Origin of the sequence: Cellulosimicrobium marinum (assembly GCF_020551945.1) — a bacterium.
Taxonomy (GTDB): Bacteria; Actinomycetota; Actinomycetes; order Actinomycetales; family Cellulomonadaceae; genus Cellulosimicrobium; species Cellulosimicrobium marinum.
This window is the reverse complement of the sequence record NZ_JAJBZH010000002.1, coordinates 522,976-537,685: the sequence shown is the minus strand read 5'-3', so window position 1 is coordinate 537,685 and position 14,710 is coordinate 522,976. Positions and strand designations below refer to the sequence as shown.

The following is a 14,710-nucleotide window of genomic DNA, read 5'->3' as shown; positions in this document are numbered from 1 at the left end:
GCATGGACCAACTCCATGGGTACACCGCGCCCACGGCAGGACCCGAGTCGTTGCGCGACCGCTGGCGCTCGGAGAGCCTCGCGACCGTGTGGCTCCGCCCTGGCGACTGGTACCACCCCGCGTGCGACGCGCTGAGCGAGGCGCTGTGCGACGGGCTCGACGTCACGCCCGCCGCCGAGCGGCTGGGACGCGTGCGCAGCGAGGCAGGGGTCGGCATCGGCGAGGCGATCGACGACGTCGCGTGCCTGTACCGCGCGCACGACCGCGCCCCGGACCTCGAGCTGCTGCGCGCCGTGGCGGTCGGCTGGGCGGAGGGCTACGACGCGACCCCGGTCTCGCCGGAGGTCCTCGACCCGGAGTCCGGCCTTGCCACGCCGCAGTACCTCGCGCAGCGCCTGCGGGAGACGTACGGCGCGGCGCGGCGCTCCGGTACGGACGTCGCGCGGACCCATCGGCTGCTCGTCGTCGACGTGGCCGTGGACGACCTCACGGGCTGGCAACGCTTCGCCCGGTCGGCGGCGATGGGCCGGGCGCTCACGCAGACGTTCGGCGAGGGGCACCCGATGGCGTCGCTCGGCAACGGCGTGTTCGTGGTCCTGAGCGAGCGCGACGGCGACGACGACGGGATCCGTGCCGAGCTGCGGCACCGGATCGAGCGCACGGGGCTCGCGCTGGGCGTGTCCGCGATCCTGCGGCGCCCGCCGCGCCTGTGGACGGAGCCGCTGCCCCCGACGCACCCGCACGCCGTCGAGCTCCTGCACTCGTTGCAGCGCTGACCCCGCCGCCTCCGCGACGCCGCCGAGAAGCGGCCGAGAAGCGGCCGAGACGCAGGACGCCCCGGGTCGCACGGGCGAGCGTGCGACCCGGGGCGTCCGGGGGGGGGTGGGGCGTCCCTGCGGCCCGGGGTGGGCCGCCCTCGGGGAGGTCGGGGTCCGCGCGGCGGCGCGGGGTGGACCAGCGCCAGCGGATCAGCGCGGGGTGAAGGTGAGGCAGTCGGCGCGGTCGTCGCCGGAGGCGCCGGCACCGACGCGGATCGACGGGGCGCCGCACTCGAGGGACTCGTTGTGGACGCACTCGGTCCGCTGGCAGGCGCCGACCTTGGCGAGGACCTTCTCCAGGCCGCCCTTGGTGCCGAGCGGGATGAAGGTGGCGCACTCGGCGTCACCGGCGTGCCCGGCGATGGTCACGGCGCCGGCGTGGCACCCGTGGTCGTGGTTGTAGCCGCACCCGTCGATCGAACACTCGACGACCTGGGGCATCTCCATGAGGCTGCTCATCGATCTCTCCGCTCTGACGAGGACCCGGGGGCCGGGCTTCCGGTTCCACCGTAATGCGGAATGACATTCTTGAATAGCAAGGAAGGCCGTACTAACAATGAATACCGCACATTTATTTAGCGCATGTCGGCCTTGCGGAATGCGTGCGGTCAGTCCCGCGGGGCGGGCCGCCAGATGACGAGGGCGCGCGCCTGCGCGTGCTCCACGACGCTCTCCCGCAGCGCGTCGTCCACGCCGCGGCGCACGCTGCGGCCCCGCGGCACGACGACGACGTCGCCGCTCGCCGCCGCAGCGAACACGCGCCCCCCGGGCTCGACCCGGGCCGACAGCGCCTCCAGGCGCCGTTCGAGGCGCTCGACCTGCGACTCCAGGGCGAGGATGCGCTGGATCCCGGCGAGGTTGATGCCCTCGTCGTGGCTGAGCCGCTGCACCTCCAGCAGCTTCGCGACGTCGCGCAGCGAGTAGCGCCGACCCCGCCCCGCCGCGCGGCGCGGGACCACGAGGCCGAGTCGGTCGTACTGCCGCAGGGTCTGCGGGTGCATGCCGGCGAGTGCGGCGGCCTGGGAGATGACGAGGACGGGCGCGTCCTCGGGGATCTCCTGGCCGTCGGCCGGGCGGGGCGCCGTCGGGTCCGGGGTCACGACGCCACCTCCCTCACTCCGCGGCCTGGCGGGCCAGGTCGGCGCGCACGTCCTGGCCGTCGGTCTCCGCGGCGAACGCCTCGACGGCGTCGCGCGCGGCCTTGGACAGCTTCTGCGGGACCACGACCTGGACGGTGACGAGCAGGTCGCCGGTGCCCTTCGCCGTCTGCACGCCGCGTCCCTTGACGCGCAGCGTGCGGCCCGACGGCGTCCCGGCGGGCACCTTGACCTTGACCGTCGCGCCGTCGAGCGTCGGGACGGAGATCGTCGCGCCGAGCGCGGCCTCCGCGAACGTCACCGGGGCGGTGAGGCGCAGGTGGGTGCCGTCGATCGTGAAGACCGGGTGCGGCGTGACGTGGACGGTGACGACGAGGTCGCCGGCCGGCCCGCCGCCGAGGCCCGGGCGCCCCTTGCCGCGCAGACGGATCTTCTGCCCGTCCCGCACCCCCGGGGGGATGCGCGTGGTGACCTGGCGGCCGTCGACGGTGAAGCTCACGGTGGAGCCCTCGACGGCCTGCCGGAACGGCAGGGTGGTCGTGGCGGCGACGTCCGACCCGGCCCGGGGCCGCGGTCCCCCGCCGAACCCCTGCGGGGCGCCGCCCGCGAACATCTGGCCGAGGACGTCCTCGAACCCGCCCTGCCCGCCGGTGGAGAACCGCACGCGGGAGCCACCGGGCGCGCCCCCGCCGAACATCCCGCCGAACAGGTCCTCGAACCCGCTCGCGCCGCCGCCCCCGGGGCCCGCGGAGAAGCGGGCGCCGCCGCCGGCCATCGCGCGGATCGCGTCGTACTGCTCGCGCTCCTTCGCGTCGGAGAGCACGGCGTAGGCCTCGCCGATCTCCTTGAACTTCGCCTCCGCGGCGGCGTCCCCCGGGTTCTGGTCCGGGTGGTACTGCCGGGCGAGCTTGCGGTAGGCCTTCTTGATGGCGGCGTCGTCGGCGTCCTTGGGGACACCGAGCGCGGCGTAGAAGTCCTTCTCGATCCAGTCCTGTCCGGTCACGGTGCCTCCCTCCGGGCCGTGGGTCGTGTGCTCGTGGGTCCTGTCCTTCGTCCGGGTCCGTCGTGCGGCCTGGGTTTCCGCTGGTGATCGTCCCGTGCCCGACGGCGGGGCGCACCTTCGCGCGGAAGGTGCGCCCGCGCCGTCGGGCACGGTGGTGGTGCTACTCGGGGCCGACGACCGAGACGCGCGCGGCGCGCACGACGCGCTCGCCGATGCGGTAGCCGGGCTCGATGACCAGGTTGACCGTCGAGGCCGTGGCCTCGGGGTCGGTCTGGTGCATGAGGGCCTCGTGCACGGTCGGGTCGAACTCCTCCCCGACGGTGCCGTACCGCTCGATGCCGAACCGCGCGAGGCTCGCGTCGATCTTGTCCGCGATCGCGGCGAAGGGGCCGGTGAGCTCGCCGTGCTGGCGGGCGCGGTCCACGTCGTCGAGCACGGGCAGGAGCGCGGAGAGCACGTCCTCCACGCCCTTGGTGCGCGCGGCCTCCTGGTCGCGCAGCGCCCGGTTGCGGTAGTTCGTGAAGCTCGCGCGCTCGCGCTGGAGCGACTCGAGGTGCTGGGCGGCCTCGGCCTGCGCGGCGAGGACGGCGGCGTCGGCCTCCGCCTCGCCGGTCGGCTCGAAGTCGAGCCCGGCGAGCGGGTCGGACGCCGCGGCGTCGTCCCCGTCGGCCGGGACCTGCCCGGCGGCCTCCCCGGCACCGGCAGCCTCGCCCGCGGGGCGGGGCTGCGCGGTGTCCGGGTCGACCTTGCGCTTGTCGGTGAACTGGAAGGGCTTGTCCTCGGGACGCTGGTCCTGGGGGCCCTGCGGGTCCTCGGCCGTCACTTCTTGTCGTCCTCGTCGTCCACGATCTCGGCGTCGACGACGTCCTCGTCCGTGGTGGACGAGTCGGCCGCGGGCCCGTCCTGCGGAGTGCCGAAGCCGGGGGCCGCCTGGTCCTGCTCGGCCGAGGCGTACAGCGCCTGGCCGATCTTCTGCGAGGACGCGACGAGCTTCTCGTGCGCGGTCCTCACGGCGTCGGCGTCCTCGCCCTCGAGCGCGGACTTCACCGACGCGATGTCGGCCTCGACCTCGGTGACGACGTCGGCCGGGAGCTTCTCCGTGTTCTCGTTGACCAGCTTCTCGGTCGAGTAGACGAACGCCTCGGCCTGGTTGCGGGTCTCCGCCTCCTCGCGACGCTTCTTGTCGTCGGCGGCGTGCTCCTCCGCCTCCTTGACCATGCGGTCGATGTCCTCCTTGGGCAGCGCGGAGCCGCCCGTGATGGTCATCTTCTGCTCCTTGCCGGTGCCGCGGTCCTTCGCGCCGACGTGGACGATGCCGTTCGCGTCGATGTCGAACGTGACCTCGATCTGCGGCACGCCGCGCGGCGCGGGCGCGATGCCGGTGAGCTCGAACGTGCCGAGCGGCTTGTTGTCGCGCGCGAACTCGCGCTCGCCCTGGAACACCTGGATGAGCACCGACGGCTGGTTGTCCTCTGCCGTCGAGAAGATCTCGCTGCGCTTCGTCGGGATGGCCGTGTTGCGCTCGATGAGCTTGGTCATCACGCCGCCCTTGGTCTCGATGCCGAGGGACAGCGGGGTGACGTCGATGAGCAGGACGTCCTTGCGGTCGCCCGAGATGACGCCGGCCTGGAGGGCCGCGCCGACGGCGACGACCTCGTCCGGGTTGACGCCCTTGTTGGGCTCCTTGCCGCCCGTGAGCTCCTTGACGACGTCCGTCACGGCCGGCATGCGGGTGGAACCACCCACGAGCACGACGTGGTCGATCTCGGAGACGGACACGCCCGCGTCGGAGATGACCTTGTGGAACGGGGCCTTCGTGCGGTCGAGCAAGTCCTGCGTCATCTGCTGGAACTGGGCGCGCGTGAGCTTCTCGTCCAGGTGGATGGGGCCGTTCTCGCTCATCGACAGGTACTGCATCGAGACGTTGGTGCTCGTCGCGGACGACAGCTCCTTCTTCGCCTGCTCCGCGGCCTCGCGCAGACGCTGCAGCGCGATCTTGTCCTTCGACAGGTCGACGCCCGAGCTGTTCTTCACCTGCTTGATGAGGTGCTCGACGATGCGGTTGTCCCAGTCGTCGCCGCCGAGGCGGTTGTCGCCCGAGGTGGCGCGCACCTGGATGGTGGAGAAGTCGTCCTCGTCCTTGCCGACCTCGAGGAGCGAGACGTCGAACGTGCCGCCGCCCAGGTCGAAGACGAGGATGAGCTCGTCCTCCTTGCCCTTCTCCAGGCCGTACGCGAGCGCCGCCGCGGTGGGCTCGTTGACGATGCGCGTGACGTTGAGGCCCGCGATCTGGCCGGCGTCCTTCGTGGCCTGACGCTCGGCGTCGTTGAAGTACGCCGGGACGGTGATGACCGCGTCGGTGACGGGCTCGCCCAGGTACTCCTCGGCGTCGCGCTTGAGCTTGCCGAGGACGCGCGCGGAGATCTCCTGCGCGGTGTACTTCTTGTCGTCGATCGCGACGTCCCAGTCGGTGCCCATGTGGCGCTTCACCGAGCTGATCGTGCGGTCCACGTTCGTGACCGCCTGGCGCTTGGCGACCTCGCCGACGAGCACCTCGCCGGTCTTCGAGAACGCGACCACCGACGGGGTCGTGCGCGACCCCTCGGCGTTCGCGATGACGGTGGGCTCGCCGCCCTCCAGGACGGCGACCACCGAGTTGGTGGTGCCGAGGTCGATCCCGACTGCACGTGCCATGTGTCCTGCCTCCGTGTCGCTGTGGATGCCCGACGGCGCGTGGTCACGCCGGGCGGTCCGGGTTGAGTCTGCTGCGCTCAACGTAGGCAGGCAGTCCGTGCTCACGCAAGTTCGACCCGCCAGAGTTGAGCCTGTCTGACTCAACCCGGGGGGTCGCTCGCCTATTCCCCTGGTGAGGACGTGGACCCGAACAACGCGGCGGCCCCGTCGAACGCGGCCACGAAGTGGTCGGCGAGCCCGGTTCCCGGGTCGGCGACGAACCCCTCCAGCGCGACGTCGAAGAGCGAGAGCGTCACGGTGGCGGCCGCCTTGGCGCGGTACGCGTCGAAGCGCCCCGGGTCGCGCTCGACGAGAGCGGACGCGAGGAGGTCGGCGGAGCGCGCGAACTTGTCGTGCATCGCCTTGTGGAGCCGCGCGTCGGACGCGATGAGCCTGCGGGTGCGGTCGAGCTCGTCGGCCGGGGCGTCCCGGGTGTCCAGGAGCGCGGTGAAGACCGCCTTGAGGTCGTCGTGCAGCCGGCCGGTCGGTCCTCCGTGGCTGAACTCGACGAGCCGGGCGGGATCCGGGGCGGCGGGCGCCCCCAGGACGGCGTCGAACTTGCCCTCGACGTAGTTGAACAGCGTGCGCCGCGACACGCCTGCGACCTCCGCGAGGTCGTCCATCGTGAACCCGTCGAGCCCGCGCTCCTCCGCCAGACGTTGAGCGCTCCGGGTGATCTGCGCCGCGGTCCGTCGCCGGTTCCTCGTCACCGCGCTCTCGGTCATCCCGCACCCCTCTCAGGCGGACTGGACGGCCGAGGTGACGAGCACCTGCGCGCCGTAGGTGCGGGGGTCGTCGAGCAGGCCGAGGATCGTCGCCGCGACGTCCGCCCGGGTGGTGCGGGGCGCGCCCGGCATCCTGTACCCGGTCGACGCGTCGACGACGGTCGGGTGCGGCGTGCGCGGGCGGTCGGACAGCGGGCCCGGGTGGACGGTCGTCCAGTGCAGACCGCTGTCGACGAGCTGCGACTCGCCGGCCACGTGGTCGCGGAAGTTCGCCGCGAGGAACGTGCGGCACCCGAACCGGTAGGGGTAGCGCGTGTTGGCGAGCGTGGCCCCCGCCCCGAGCGCGGACAGGACGACGACCCGCTTCACCCCGGCCCGGTGGGCCGCGGCGATCGCGGCCGGCACGGCGACCTGCATGAGCGGCTTGTGGGAGTCGCTGATCTTCGGCCCCAGCGTGAGCACGACGGCGTCGCACCCGGCCGTCGCCCCGGCCAGCGCGTCCGCGTCGTCGAGCGCTCCTCCGACGACGGTCAGGCCGGGGCGGAGGGCGAGCGCGCCCGGCCGCCGCACGTAGGCGACCACCTCGTGCCCCGCGGCGAGCGCCTGCTCGGTGAGCTCGCTCCCGGTCCTGCCCGTCGCGCCCAGCACGGCGATGCGCATGATCTCTCCTCTCGGGCACCCGCCCGCGACGGGTGCCACCTCAGTCTTGCACTCTGTGCGCCGCAGTGCAGATGCCTGACGGCTCGGTCGTTGTTGCACTACTGACGCTACAGTGCAATGCTTGCACTATCAACCGCAGAGTGCACCACTCCGTCCGACGAGAGGAACGACCATGGCTGAGACCGCAGCCGACAGCACCACCGAGGCGCCTGACGCCCCCACCCCGTGGCTCCGCACGATCGCGACCGCCGTCGGGCTCACCACGCTCATCGCCCTGATCGTCGTCGCCTTCTCCTGGCCGGCGCTCACCGCCGAGCCCCAGGGCGTCGGCCTCGCCGTCGCCGGCCCCGAGGCCGCCGTCGCGCAGGTCGAGCCGCTGCTCACCGAGCAGGCCGGGGACGTCTACGACCTCACCGTGGTCGACGACCGAGAGGCCGCGGTCGCCGCGGTCGAGAGCCGCGACGTCGCCGGCGCCCTGGTCCTGGGCCCGGAGCCCGAGCTGCTGACCGCCTCGGCGAACGGCACCGTCAACCAGGTGATCGCCCAGCTCGCCGACCCGCTCCAGGCCGCACTGACCTCCCAGGCCCAGGCCGGTGAGCCCGGCGAGACTCCGCCCGCCGCGACCCTCACCGTCACCGACGTCGTGCCCTACACCGCCGAGGACCCCAACGGGGCGCTCCTGTCCTCCGCGTTCTTCCCCATCCTGTTCGGCGGGATGATCGGCGGCATCGCGATCTCCGTCGCGATCTCCGGGTCGCTGCGACGCATCGTCGCCGTCGTCGCCTACTCCGCCGTCGGCGGCCTCGTCCTCACGAGCATCCTCCAGGGCTGGTTCGGCTCGATCCAGGGCGACTTCTGGACCAACCTCGCCGCGTTCACCCTCGCCATCGGCGCGATCGCCGCGCCCGTCGTCGGCGTCGTCGCGCTCGTCGGTCGCGCCGGCATCGCGGTCGGCCCGGTCGTGATGATGCTCTTCGCCAACCCCATCTCGGGTGCCGCGCTGCCCCCGCAGTTCCTGCCCGGTGCGTGGGGCGCCGTCGGCCAGTGGTTCCCGCCCGGCGCCTCGGCCACGCTCGTCCGCGAGCTGTCCTACTTCCCGGGCGCCGACACGACGTTCCCCTGGCTCGTCCTGGCGACCTGGTTCGCCGGTGGCCTCCTCCTCGCGCTCGTCGGCCACTCCCGCGACGCGCGCACCGCCCGTCGCGAGCAGGCCGTCGACCTGCAGCCCGCTCGGGGTCGCGCGCCCATCCCCGCCTGACCGCAGGTCGTGCCCGCGAGACACCGCGAGAAGCAGAAGCCCGGCCGGTCGTCCGCACCGGCCGGGCTTGGCCGACGTCGCAGCCAAGGTCGTGCGGCGACCCAGGAGCCCGATCTGTGATCGGGATCAGAAGCTCTCGACGACGGCACAGTCGTAGCAGCCACCGGATCCCATCGAGGGCACGAGGCCTCGACCCTGGCTACTCGTCACGTCCCCGAGGACTGCAGCCCGGGGAAGCACGGCTGCCACACCGTGAACGTGACCGCTGTCGTACCTTGGCGCGTCGATTGCTCCGAGACACGGGCTGTGCCACGCTCTCCGCGAGTGGCCGCAGGGGGCGGCCTCAAGGATGCGAAGGAGTATCCAGGTGAGGTACAGGCCGAAGTCACGAGGGGTGATCGCCCGCCTCACGGCGATGCGGTGGAGGTGAGCATGATGAGCACCAAAGCCGTACAGCCCGGAGCCATGCGCCCCGTCGATGCAGACGCCCACCGGGACGTCCCCGAGGCTTCTCGGCCGACGCGCGGGATCCTGGGCAACAGCTTCTGGGCGTGCTTCTTCTGGGGGGCCGTCGTCGCAGCCGTGGCACACCTCTCGGCGACGTACTCGTGGGCGCCCCTGGCGTTCCTCGTCGGAGCGCCCGTCACGGCTGTCGTCGTCGGCACCGCGATGACCGTCCGCCACACCAGGCGAAGCCGCCGCTGAAGACTCCGTCACCGCGGGGCGGCCCGGGACGTCATGCTCCAGCGCGAGCCCGCAGGTCGACGACCTGCGGGCTCGGCCGTTCTCGGGCCGAGGTACGCGCGAGCGACGTCCAGGTGACGGTGCGCGGCCCGGCGTCGGGCGGCTGGGCTGCCCTCGACCTACGATGACGCGGTGGCGCTGACCGAGCTTGTGGAGATCCCCGGCGGGACGTTCCGCATGGGGTCGGACGACCACTACCCGGAGGAGCGCCCGGCGCACCGGCGCGAGGTCGCGCGGTTCGCGATCGAGCGGCACCCGGTGACGAACGCGGGGTTCGCGGAGTTCGTGGACGCGACCGGGTACGTCACGGTCGCGGAGCGCGCCCCGGACCCCGCGGACTTCCCCGGCGCCGACCCCGCCGACCTCGTCCCGGGCTCGGTCGTGTTCACCCCGACGACCGGGCCGGTGGACCTGTCCGACTGGTCACGGTGGTGGCGGTGGCAGCCGGGTGCGTGCTGGCGCCGGCCGGAGGGTCCCGGCTCGGGTGTGGAGGACCGCCCGGACCACCCGGTGGTGCACGTCGCGTACGCCGACGCCGCGGCGTACGCCGCCTGGGCGGGGCGCCGTCTGCCCACCGAGGCCGAGTGGGAGCGTGCCGCGCGGGGCGGTCTCGACGGCGCAGAGTTCGCGTGGGGCGACGAGCTCGTGCCCGACCGGCGGCGCCTCGCCAACACGTGGGTGGGCGCCTTCCCGTACCGTTCCGAGGGCTGGCGCGGCACGTCGCCCGTGGGGTCGTACCCGGCGAACGGGTACGGCCTGCTCGACATGATCGGCAACGTCTGGGAGCGGACCAGCGACGCGTACCTCCCGCGCCACCACCCGGGGGGCGGGTCGCACGTCGACCCGGGCGGCCGGGCGGACCTCCTCGCCCCGACGACGTCGCCGCAGGTGTCGCGCGTGACGAAGGGCGGGTCGCACCTGTGCGCGCCGGAGTACTGCCGGCGCTACCGGCCGGCGGCGCGGTCGCCGCAGAGCGACGACAGCGCGACGTCGCACCTCGGCTTCCGGTGCGCCGCGGACCTCTGACGGACGCCGTGAGGGCGCGCACGGCCGGTCAGGGGGCGCAGGGCGTGCCGACCGCGTCGTCGAGGGTCCGGGCGACCTGCTCCAGGGCGCCGGGGACGAGCGCGTAGTACGCCCAGCGGCCGCGCTGCTCGCGGGACAGCAGGCCGGCGCCGACGAGGATCCGCAGGTGGTGGCTCACGGTCGGCTGGGAGAGCCCGACGGGTTCGGTGAGGTCGCACACGCACGCCTCGGCGCCGTCGTGCGCGGCCACGATGGACAGGAGCCGCACCCGGGTCGGGTCGGCGAGCGCCTTGAACGTCGCCGCGAGGTCGCGCGCGGCCTCCGCGGAGGCGGGCGGGCGTCGGAGCGAGCCGCAGCAGGCCGAGGCGGTGTCCGTCGTGGTCATCCCCCCATCTTGCCATCCATCGACGTTCATGGATACGTTGTCGCATCGAAGAACGTCGATGCCTGACGAGCGAGGGGACAGAACGATGGACGTAGGACGAGCAGGGCTGCCGGTCGTGGTGGTCGGGGCGGGACCGGTCGGGCTGGCCGCCGCGGCCCACCTCCTGGAACGCGGTCTCGAACCGCTCGTCCTGGAGGCCGGGGACGGCCCCGGTGCCGCCGTCGCCTCCTGGGGCCACGTGCGGCTCTTCTCCCCCTGGCGGTACGACGTCGACCCTGCCGCCCGGCGCCTGCTCGCCCCGACGGGGTGGACCGAGCCCGACCCGCGGACCCTGCCGACGGGTGCCGAGCTCGTCACCGACTACCTCGCACCGCTCGCCGCCACGCCCGCGATCGCTGCCCGCCTGCGGACACGGACCCGGGTCGTCGCCGTCGCGCGCGAGACCGCCGACCGGACCCGGTCCCTCGGCCGCGAGCGCCAGCCCTACCGCGTCCGGACCACGACACCCGACGGCCGGGTGGAGGACGTGCTCGCCCGCGCCGTGATCGACGCCTCCGGGACCTTCGGGACGCGCAACCCGCTCGGCATCTCCGGCCTGCCCGCGGTCGGCGAGGACGAGGCCGGCGCCTTCGTCACCGGGCCGCTCCCCGACGTCCTCGGCGCCGACCGCGACCGCTTCGCCGGGCGCCGGACGCTCGTGGTCGGCATGGGCCACTCCGCGGCCAACACGCTGCTGAGCCTCGTCGAGCTCGCCGAGGCCGCACCGGACACCGCGATCACGTGGGCGATCCGGGGCGGCTCCGCGCGGCGCCTGTTCGGCGGAGGCGCCGACGACGCCCTGCCCGCCCGGGGCGCGCTCGGCACCCGGCTGCGCGCCGCCGTCGACGACGGTCGCCTCACCCTGCTCACGCGCGTGCGGGTCGAGCGGCTCGTCCCGGACGGGCCCGCGGTGCACGTCCTGGGGACGACCCGCGACCAGCCGCTCGACCTGGTCGTCGACGCGGTCGTCGGCGCCACCGGGTTCCGGCCCGACCTCGGCATGCTGCGCGAGGTCCGCCTCGACCTCGACCCGGTGGTCGAGGCGCCCGCCGCGCTGGCCCCGCTCATCGACCCGAACGAGCACTCGTGCGGCACCGTGCCCCCGCACGGCGAGCGCGTGCTCGCCCACCCCGACGCGGGGTTCTACCTCGCGGGGTCGAAGTCGTACGGCCGCGCCCCGACGTTCCTCCTCGCCACGGGGTACGAGCAGGTCCGGTCGATCGCCGCGGCCCTCGCCGGCGACCGCGCCGCCGCGGACGCCGTCGAGCTCGACCTCCCCGCGACCGGGGTGTGCTCCACGGACCTGGCGGCCGAGGCCGACGAGAGCGCGGCCGACGGCGCGGGGTGCTGCGGGACGGCTCCGGCCGGCCCGCAGCCCGTCACGCTCGGGGCGCGGGCAGCGGCACCGGCGTGACGCCCAGCGAGTCGAGCAGGCCGAGCACGCGGGAGCGGATCTCGTCGCGGATCGGCCGCACGGACTCGATGCCCTGGCCGGCGGGGTCGTCGAGCTGCCAGTCCTCGTAGCGCTTGCCGGGGAAGATCGGGCACGCGTCGCCGCAGCCCATGGTGATGACGACGTCGGAGGCCTGCACCGCCTCCGTCGTGAGCACCTTGGGCTGCTCGGCGCGCAGGTCCACGCCCTCCTCGAGCATCGCCTCGACGGCGACGGGGTTGATCTGCTCGGCCGGGGCCGACCCGGCCGAGCGCACCTCGACGGCGCCGCCCGACAGCGCGCGAAGGTACCCCGCGGCCATCTGCGAGCGGCCCGCGTTGTGCACGCAGACGAACAGGGCGGACGGCGTCGTGGCAGTGGTGTCGGTCATGGTTCCTCCGGTGGGTCGGTCGAGGGTCGGCGTGTCGGGGTGGGGCCTGTCGGGGCCGGTCAGCGGGCGGGCAGGTCGAGGTCGGGCAGCAGGTCGGCGAGCAGGGCCCGCACGCGCGCGTCGAGCTCGTCGCGGATCGCGGCCACCCCCGCAGGCGAGGCGAGCGCCGGGTCGCCGACGAGCCAGTCCTCGTAGCGTGTACCCGGCAGGACCGGGCACACGTCGCCGCAGCCCATCGTCACGACGACGTCCGCGGCGCGGACCGCGTCGTCGGTGAGGGGCTTGGGGAACGCCTCGCCGTCGGCCGTGCCGAGCGCGGCGAGTTCGGGGCGCACGGCCGGGTGCACGTCCGCCGCCGGGGTCGACCCGGCGGAGCGGACCACGACCCGGTCGCCCGCGTAGCGGCGCACGAGGGCCGCGGCGAGCTGCGAGCGGCCCGCGTTGGCGACGCAGACGAACAGCACCTGCGGCCGGGCCCCGGCCTCGCGCGTGAGGTCGGCGAGCCGTTGCCGGGCGAAGCGCTCCGTGAGCGACAGCAGGTGCGCCGAGACGGTCGCCGAGCGGGCGAGGGCGGTGTACGACTCGCGCACCGTGCGCAGCACGACGCCCGCCTCCAGGCCGGGGTACCGCGTCCCGAGGTCGGCGGCGAGCCGGTCGAGCGCGGCGTCGGCGTCCTCCAGCCCGGTGAGCTCGCGCGGCAGGACGAGGGCCTCGACCGCGGCGGGCGCGAAGGACTCCAGAAGCGTCGAGACCGCGGACTTGTACCCGGGCGTGATGCGGTACCAGACCCAGGTGCCGCGTCGCTCCGAGGTGAGCACGCCGACGTCGCGCAGCACCTTGAGGTGGTGCGAGACAGTCGGCTGGGAGACGTCGGTGAGCGTGGCGAGGTCGCACACGCACGCTTCCCCCGCGGGGGACGTGGCGACGAACGAGAGCATGCGCAGCCGCAACGGCTCGGCGAGCGCCTTGAGCGTCGTCGCGACGGCGCCCGCGACCTCGGTCCCGATCGCGTGCGACTCGACCTGCGGCGCGCAGTCGGCGTCCGCGACGGTCGACGGCAGGGGGGTGGTGGTCATGACCTCACCTCTTCGGGCTCGGATGTTCGGGCCCTGATGGCCTCGGGGTCGGTGGTGGCCTCGGGGTCGGTGGCGTCGGGGCCGTCGGCGAACCAGCGCCGGCCGACCCAGAGCGTGACGTAGACGAGGCCCACGAGGACGGGGACCTCGATGAGCGGTCCGACGACGCCGGCCAGGGCCTGGCCGGAGGTGGCGCCGAAGGTGCCGATGGCGACGGCGATCGCGAGCTCGAAGTTGTTGCCCGCCGCGGTGAACGCGAGCGTGGTCGTGCGCGAGTACCCCAGGCCCAGGGCCTTGCCGGTCACGATGCCGACGCCCCACATGGCCGCGAAGTACACGAGCAGCGGCAGGGCGATGCGGGCGACGTCGAGCGGGTGGGAGGTGACGGCCTCACCCTGCAGGGCGAAGAGCAGCACGATCGTGAACAGCAGGCCGTACAGGGCCCACGGCCCGACGGCGGGCAGGAACCGGTCCTCGTACCAGGCGCGGCCCTTGGCGCGCTCGCCGACCAGGCGCGAGGCGAACCCGGCGGCCAGCGGCACGCCGAGGAACACGAGCACGTTGAGCGCGACCTGACCCACCGACACGTCCAGGCCCTGCGTGTCGAGCCCGAGCCACCCGGGCAGGACGGTGAGGTAGAACCAGCCGAGCAGGGAGAACGCGACGACCTGGAACACGGAGTTGATCGCGACCAGCACCGCGGCCGCCTCGCGGTCCCCGCACGCGAGGTCGTTCCAGATCACGACCATGGCGATGCACCGGGCCAGGCCGACGATGATCAGGCCGGTGCGGTACTCGGGCAGGTCCGGCAGGAAGACCCACGCGAGGGCGAACATCAGCGCCGGGCCGACGAGCCAGTTGAGCACGAGCGACGAGACGAGGAGCCGCGTGTCGCCCGTGACCGACGCGACGCGGTCGTAGCGGACCTTGGCCAGCACCGGGTACATCATGACCAGCAGGCCGAGCGCGATCGGGACGGAGATGCCGCCGATCTCCAGCGCCGCGAGGACCTCGGACAGAGCAGGGACGGTCCGCCCCAGGACCAGCCCGGCGACCATCGCCAGACCGATCCACAGCGGCAGCCAGCGGTCGAGCGTGGACAGGCGGGCGCCAGGCTGCAGTATCGACATGGGTCTATGTTGACAGTTGTCGATACAGCACCGCAACCCCGCCGCGGGAGGCGGCGGGGTCAGGCGACGACCGGGTGTGCTCGGCGGCTCAGCCGACGCCGGACGCGCTCGCGCCCTTCTGACCGCCCGGCATCTGACCGGCGCCCGCGCCTACCACTCCCCCGAGCACGAGGGACACCGCCGCGACCACGGC

The 14,710-nt window shown here is 73.8% G+C and carries 16 protein-coding genes; 5 read left to right on the top strand and 11 right to left on the bottom strand.

What is annotated here, in order from left to right:
- The first annotated feature begins 2 nt into the window (after positions 1-2).
- Entirely contained in the window at positions 3-776 is a 774-nt protein-coding gene (locus tag LGQ04_RS06365; RefSeq protein ID WP_229242848.1) for a hypothetical protein, read from the top strand.
- Between the two features lie 192 nt (positions 777-968).
- Here LGQ04_RS06365 and LGQ04_RS06360 read toward each other — a convergent pair whose 3' ends face one another.
- The 7 genes from LGQ04_RS06360 to LGQ04_RS06330 form a co-directional block, all read right to left on the bottom strand.
- Positions 969-1,277 carry a DUF1540 domain-containing protein gene (locus LGQ04_RS06360; protein WP_229242847.1) on the bottom strand — a complete coding sequence of 103 codons (309 nt, stop codon included), beginning with the start codon at positions 1,275-1,277 and terminating at the stop codon, positions 969-971.
- Between the two features lie 149 nt (positions 1,278-1,426).
- Complete coding sequence (locus tag LGQ04_RS06355; RefSeq protein ID WP_229243028.1) at positions 1,427-1,819, bottom strand: heat shock protein transcriptional repressor HspR; 393 nt, start codon at positions 1,817-1,819, stop codon at positions 1,427-1,429.
- A gap of 112 nt (positions 1,820-1,931) precedes the next feature.
- Entirely contained in the window at positions 1,932-2,918 is a 987-nt protein-coding gene (locus LGQ04_RS06350; RefSeq protein ID WP_229242846.1) for a DnaJ C-terminal domain-containing protein, read from the bottom strand.
- A gap of 160 nt (positions 2,919-3,078) precedes the next feature.
- A complete protein-coding gene (gene grpE, locus LGQ04_RS06345) occupies positions 3,079-3,741 on the bottom strand; it encodes a nucleotide exchange factor GrpE (protein WP_229242845.1) in 663 nt (220 codons plus the stop codon).
- Positions 3,738-5,612, bottom strand: coding sequence for a molecular chaperone DnaK (gene dnaK / locus LGQ04_RS06340; protein ID WP_229242844.1), 1,875 nt, complete (start codon positions 5,610-5,612; stop codon positions 3,738-3,740). The genes grpE and dnaK overlap by 4 nt, the downstream gene beginning before the upstream one ends.
- 161 nt (positions 5,613-5,773) lie before the next feature.
- Positions 5,774-6,376: a TetR/AcrR family transcriptional regulator gene (locus LGQ04_RS06335; protein ID WP_229242843.1), complete on the bottom strand. Its 603-nt coding sequence runs from the start codon at positions 6,374-6,376 to the stop codon at positions 5,774-5,776.
- A 12-nt stretch (positions 6,377-6,388) separates the two neighbouring features.
- A complete protein-coding gene (locus LGQ04_RS06330; RefSeq protein WP_229242842.1) occupies positions 6,389-7,036 on the bottom strand; it encodes an NAD(P)-dependent oxidoreductase in 648 nt (215 codons plus the stop codon).
- Positions 7,037-7,208: 172 nt separating this feature from the next.
- Between LGQ04_RS06330 and LGQ04_RS06325 the strand changes: the two genes are divergently transcribed.
- The 3 genes from LGQ04_RS06325 (at position 7,209) to LGQ04_RS06315 (ending at position 10,064) form a co-directional block, all read left to right on the top strand.
- Positions 7,209-8,294: an ABC transporter permease gene (locus LGQ04_RS06325; RefSeq protein ID WP_229242841.1), complete on the top strand. Its 1,086-nt coding sequence runs from the start codon at positions 7,209-7,211 to the stop codon at positions 8,292-8,294.
- Between the two features lie 435 nt (positions 8,295-8,729).
- Positions 8,730-8,999: a hypothetical protein gene (locus tag LGQ04_RS06320; RefSeq protein WP_229242840.1), complete on the top strand. Its 270-nt coding sequence runs from the start codon at positions 8,730-8,732 to the stop codon at positions 8,997-8,999.
- Between the two features lie 177 nt (positions 9,000-9,176).
- Complete coding sequence (locus LGQ04_RS06315) at positions 9,177-10,064, top strand: formylglycine-generating enzyme family protein (RefSeq protein ID WP_229243027.1); 888 nt, start codon at positions 9,177-9,179, stop codon at positions 10,062-10,064.
- 28 nt (positions 10,065-10,092) lie between these two features.
- Here the strand turns inward: LGQ04_RS06315 and LGQ04_RS06310 are convergent, their stop codons facing one another.
- On the bottom strand, positions 10,093-10,449 hold the full coding sequence (locus tag LGQ04_RS06310; RefSeq protein WP_229242839.1) for an ArsR/SmtB family transcription factor: 357 nt from the start codon (positions 10,447-10,449) through the stop codon (positions 10,093-10,095).
- 85 nt (positions 10,450-10,534) lie between these two features.
- Here LGQ04_RS06310 and LGQ04_RS06305 point away from each other — a divergent pair, with 85 nt between their 5' ends.
- Positions 10,535-11,902 (top strand): FAD-dependent oxidoreductase, encoded by a 1,368-nt coding sequence (locus LGQ04_RS06305; protein WP_229242838.1) that lies wholly within the window; start codon positions 10,535-10,537, stop codon positions 11,900-11,902.
- Here the strand turns inward: LGQ04_RS06305 and LGQ04_RS06300 are convergent.
- From LGQ04_RS06300 to arsB, 3 genes are read right to left on the bottom strand one after another with little or no spacing between them, the layout of a single operon-like run.
- The gene (locus LGQ04_RS06300) at positions 11,868-12,311 is read right to left on the bottom strand and encodes an arsenate reductase ArsC (protein ID WP_229242837.1); all 444 of its coding nucleotides are present in this window, start codon (positions 12,309-12,311) and stop codon (positions 11,868-11,870) included. The genes LGQ04_RS06305 and LGQ04_RS06300 overlap by 35 nt on opposite strands.
- 59 nt (positions 12,312-12,370) lie before the next feature.
- Positions 12,371-13,387: a metalloregulator ArsR/SmtB family transcription factor gene (locus LGQ04_RS06295; protein WP_229242836.1), complete on the bottom strand. Its 1,017-nt coding sequence runs from the start codon at positions 13,385-13,387 to the stop codon at positions 12,371-12,373.
- The gene (gene arsB, locus LGQ04_RS06290) at positions 13,384-14,517 is read right to left on the bottom strand and encodes an ACR3 family arsenite efflux transporter (protein ID WP_229242835.1); all 1,134 of its coding nucleotides are present in this window, start codon (positions 14,515-14,517) and stop codon (positions 13,384-13,386) included. Before arsB ends, LGQ04_RS06295 begins: the two co-directional genes overlap by 4 nt.
- Between the last annotated feature and the right edge of the window lie 193 nt (positions 14,518-14,710).

Excerpts from the sequence above, each read along its gene's own strand:
- LGQ04_RS06365 (WP_229242848.1), top strand. The coding sequence starts at position 3 with ATGGACCAACTCCATGGGTACACCGCGCCCACGGCAGGACCCGAGTCG.
- LGQ04_RS06360 (WP_229242847.1), bottom strand. The coding sequence starts at position 1,277 with ATGAGCAGCCTCATGGAGATGCCCCAGGTCGTCGAGTGTTCGATCGAC.
- LGQ04_RS06355 (WP_229243028.1), bottom strand. The coding sequence starts at position 1,819 with ATGCACCCGCAGACCCTGCGGCAGTACGACCGACTCGGCCTCGTGGTC.
- dnaK (WP_229242844.1), bottom strand. The coding sequence starts at position 5,612 with ATGGCACGTGCAGTCGGGATCGACCTCGGCACCACCAACTCGGTGGTC.
- LGQ04_RS06335 (WP_229242843.1), bottom strand. The coding sequence starts at position 6,376 with ATGACCGAGAGCGCGGTGACGAGGAACCGGCGACGGACCGCGGCGCAG.
- LGQ04_RS06330 (WP_229242842.1), bottom strand. The coding sequence starts at position 7,036 with ATGCGCATCGCCGTGCTGGGCGCGACGGGCAGGACCGGGAGCGAGCTC.
- LGQ04_RS06325 (WP_229242841.1), top strand. The coding sequence starts at position 7,209 with ATGGCTGAGACCGCAGCCGACAGCACCACCGAGGCGCCTGACGCCCCC.
- LGQ04_RS06320 (WP_229242840.1), top strand. The coding sequence starts at position 8,730 with ATGAGCACCAAAGCCGTACAGCCCGGAGCCATGCGCCCCGTCGATGCA.
- LGQ04_RS06310 (WP_229242839.1), bottom strand. The coding sequence starts at position 10,449 with ATGACCACGACGGACACCGCCTCGGCCTGCTGCGGCTCGCTCCGACGC.
- LGQ04_RS06305 (WP_229242838.1), top strand. The coding sequence starts at position 10,535 with ATGGACGTAGGACGAGCAGGGCTGCCGGTCGTGGTGGTCGGGGCGGGA.
- LGQ04_RS06300 (WP_229242837.1), bottom strand. The coding sequence starts at position 12,311 with ATGACCGACACCACTGCCACGACGCCGTCCGCCCTGTTCGTCTGCGTG.
- LGQ04_RS06295 (WP_229242836.1), bottom strand. The coding sequence starts at position 13,387 with ATGACCACCACCCCCCTGCCGTCGACCGTCGCGGACGCCGACTGCGCG.
- arsB (WP_229242835.1), bottom strand. The coding sequence starts at position 14,517 with ATGTCGATACTGCAGCCTGGCGCCCGCCTGTCCACGCTCGACCGCTGG.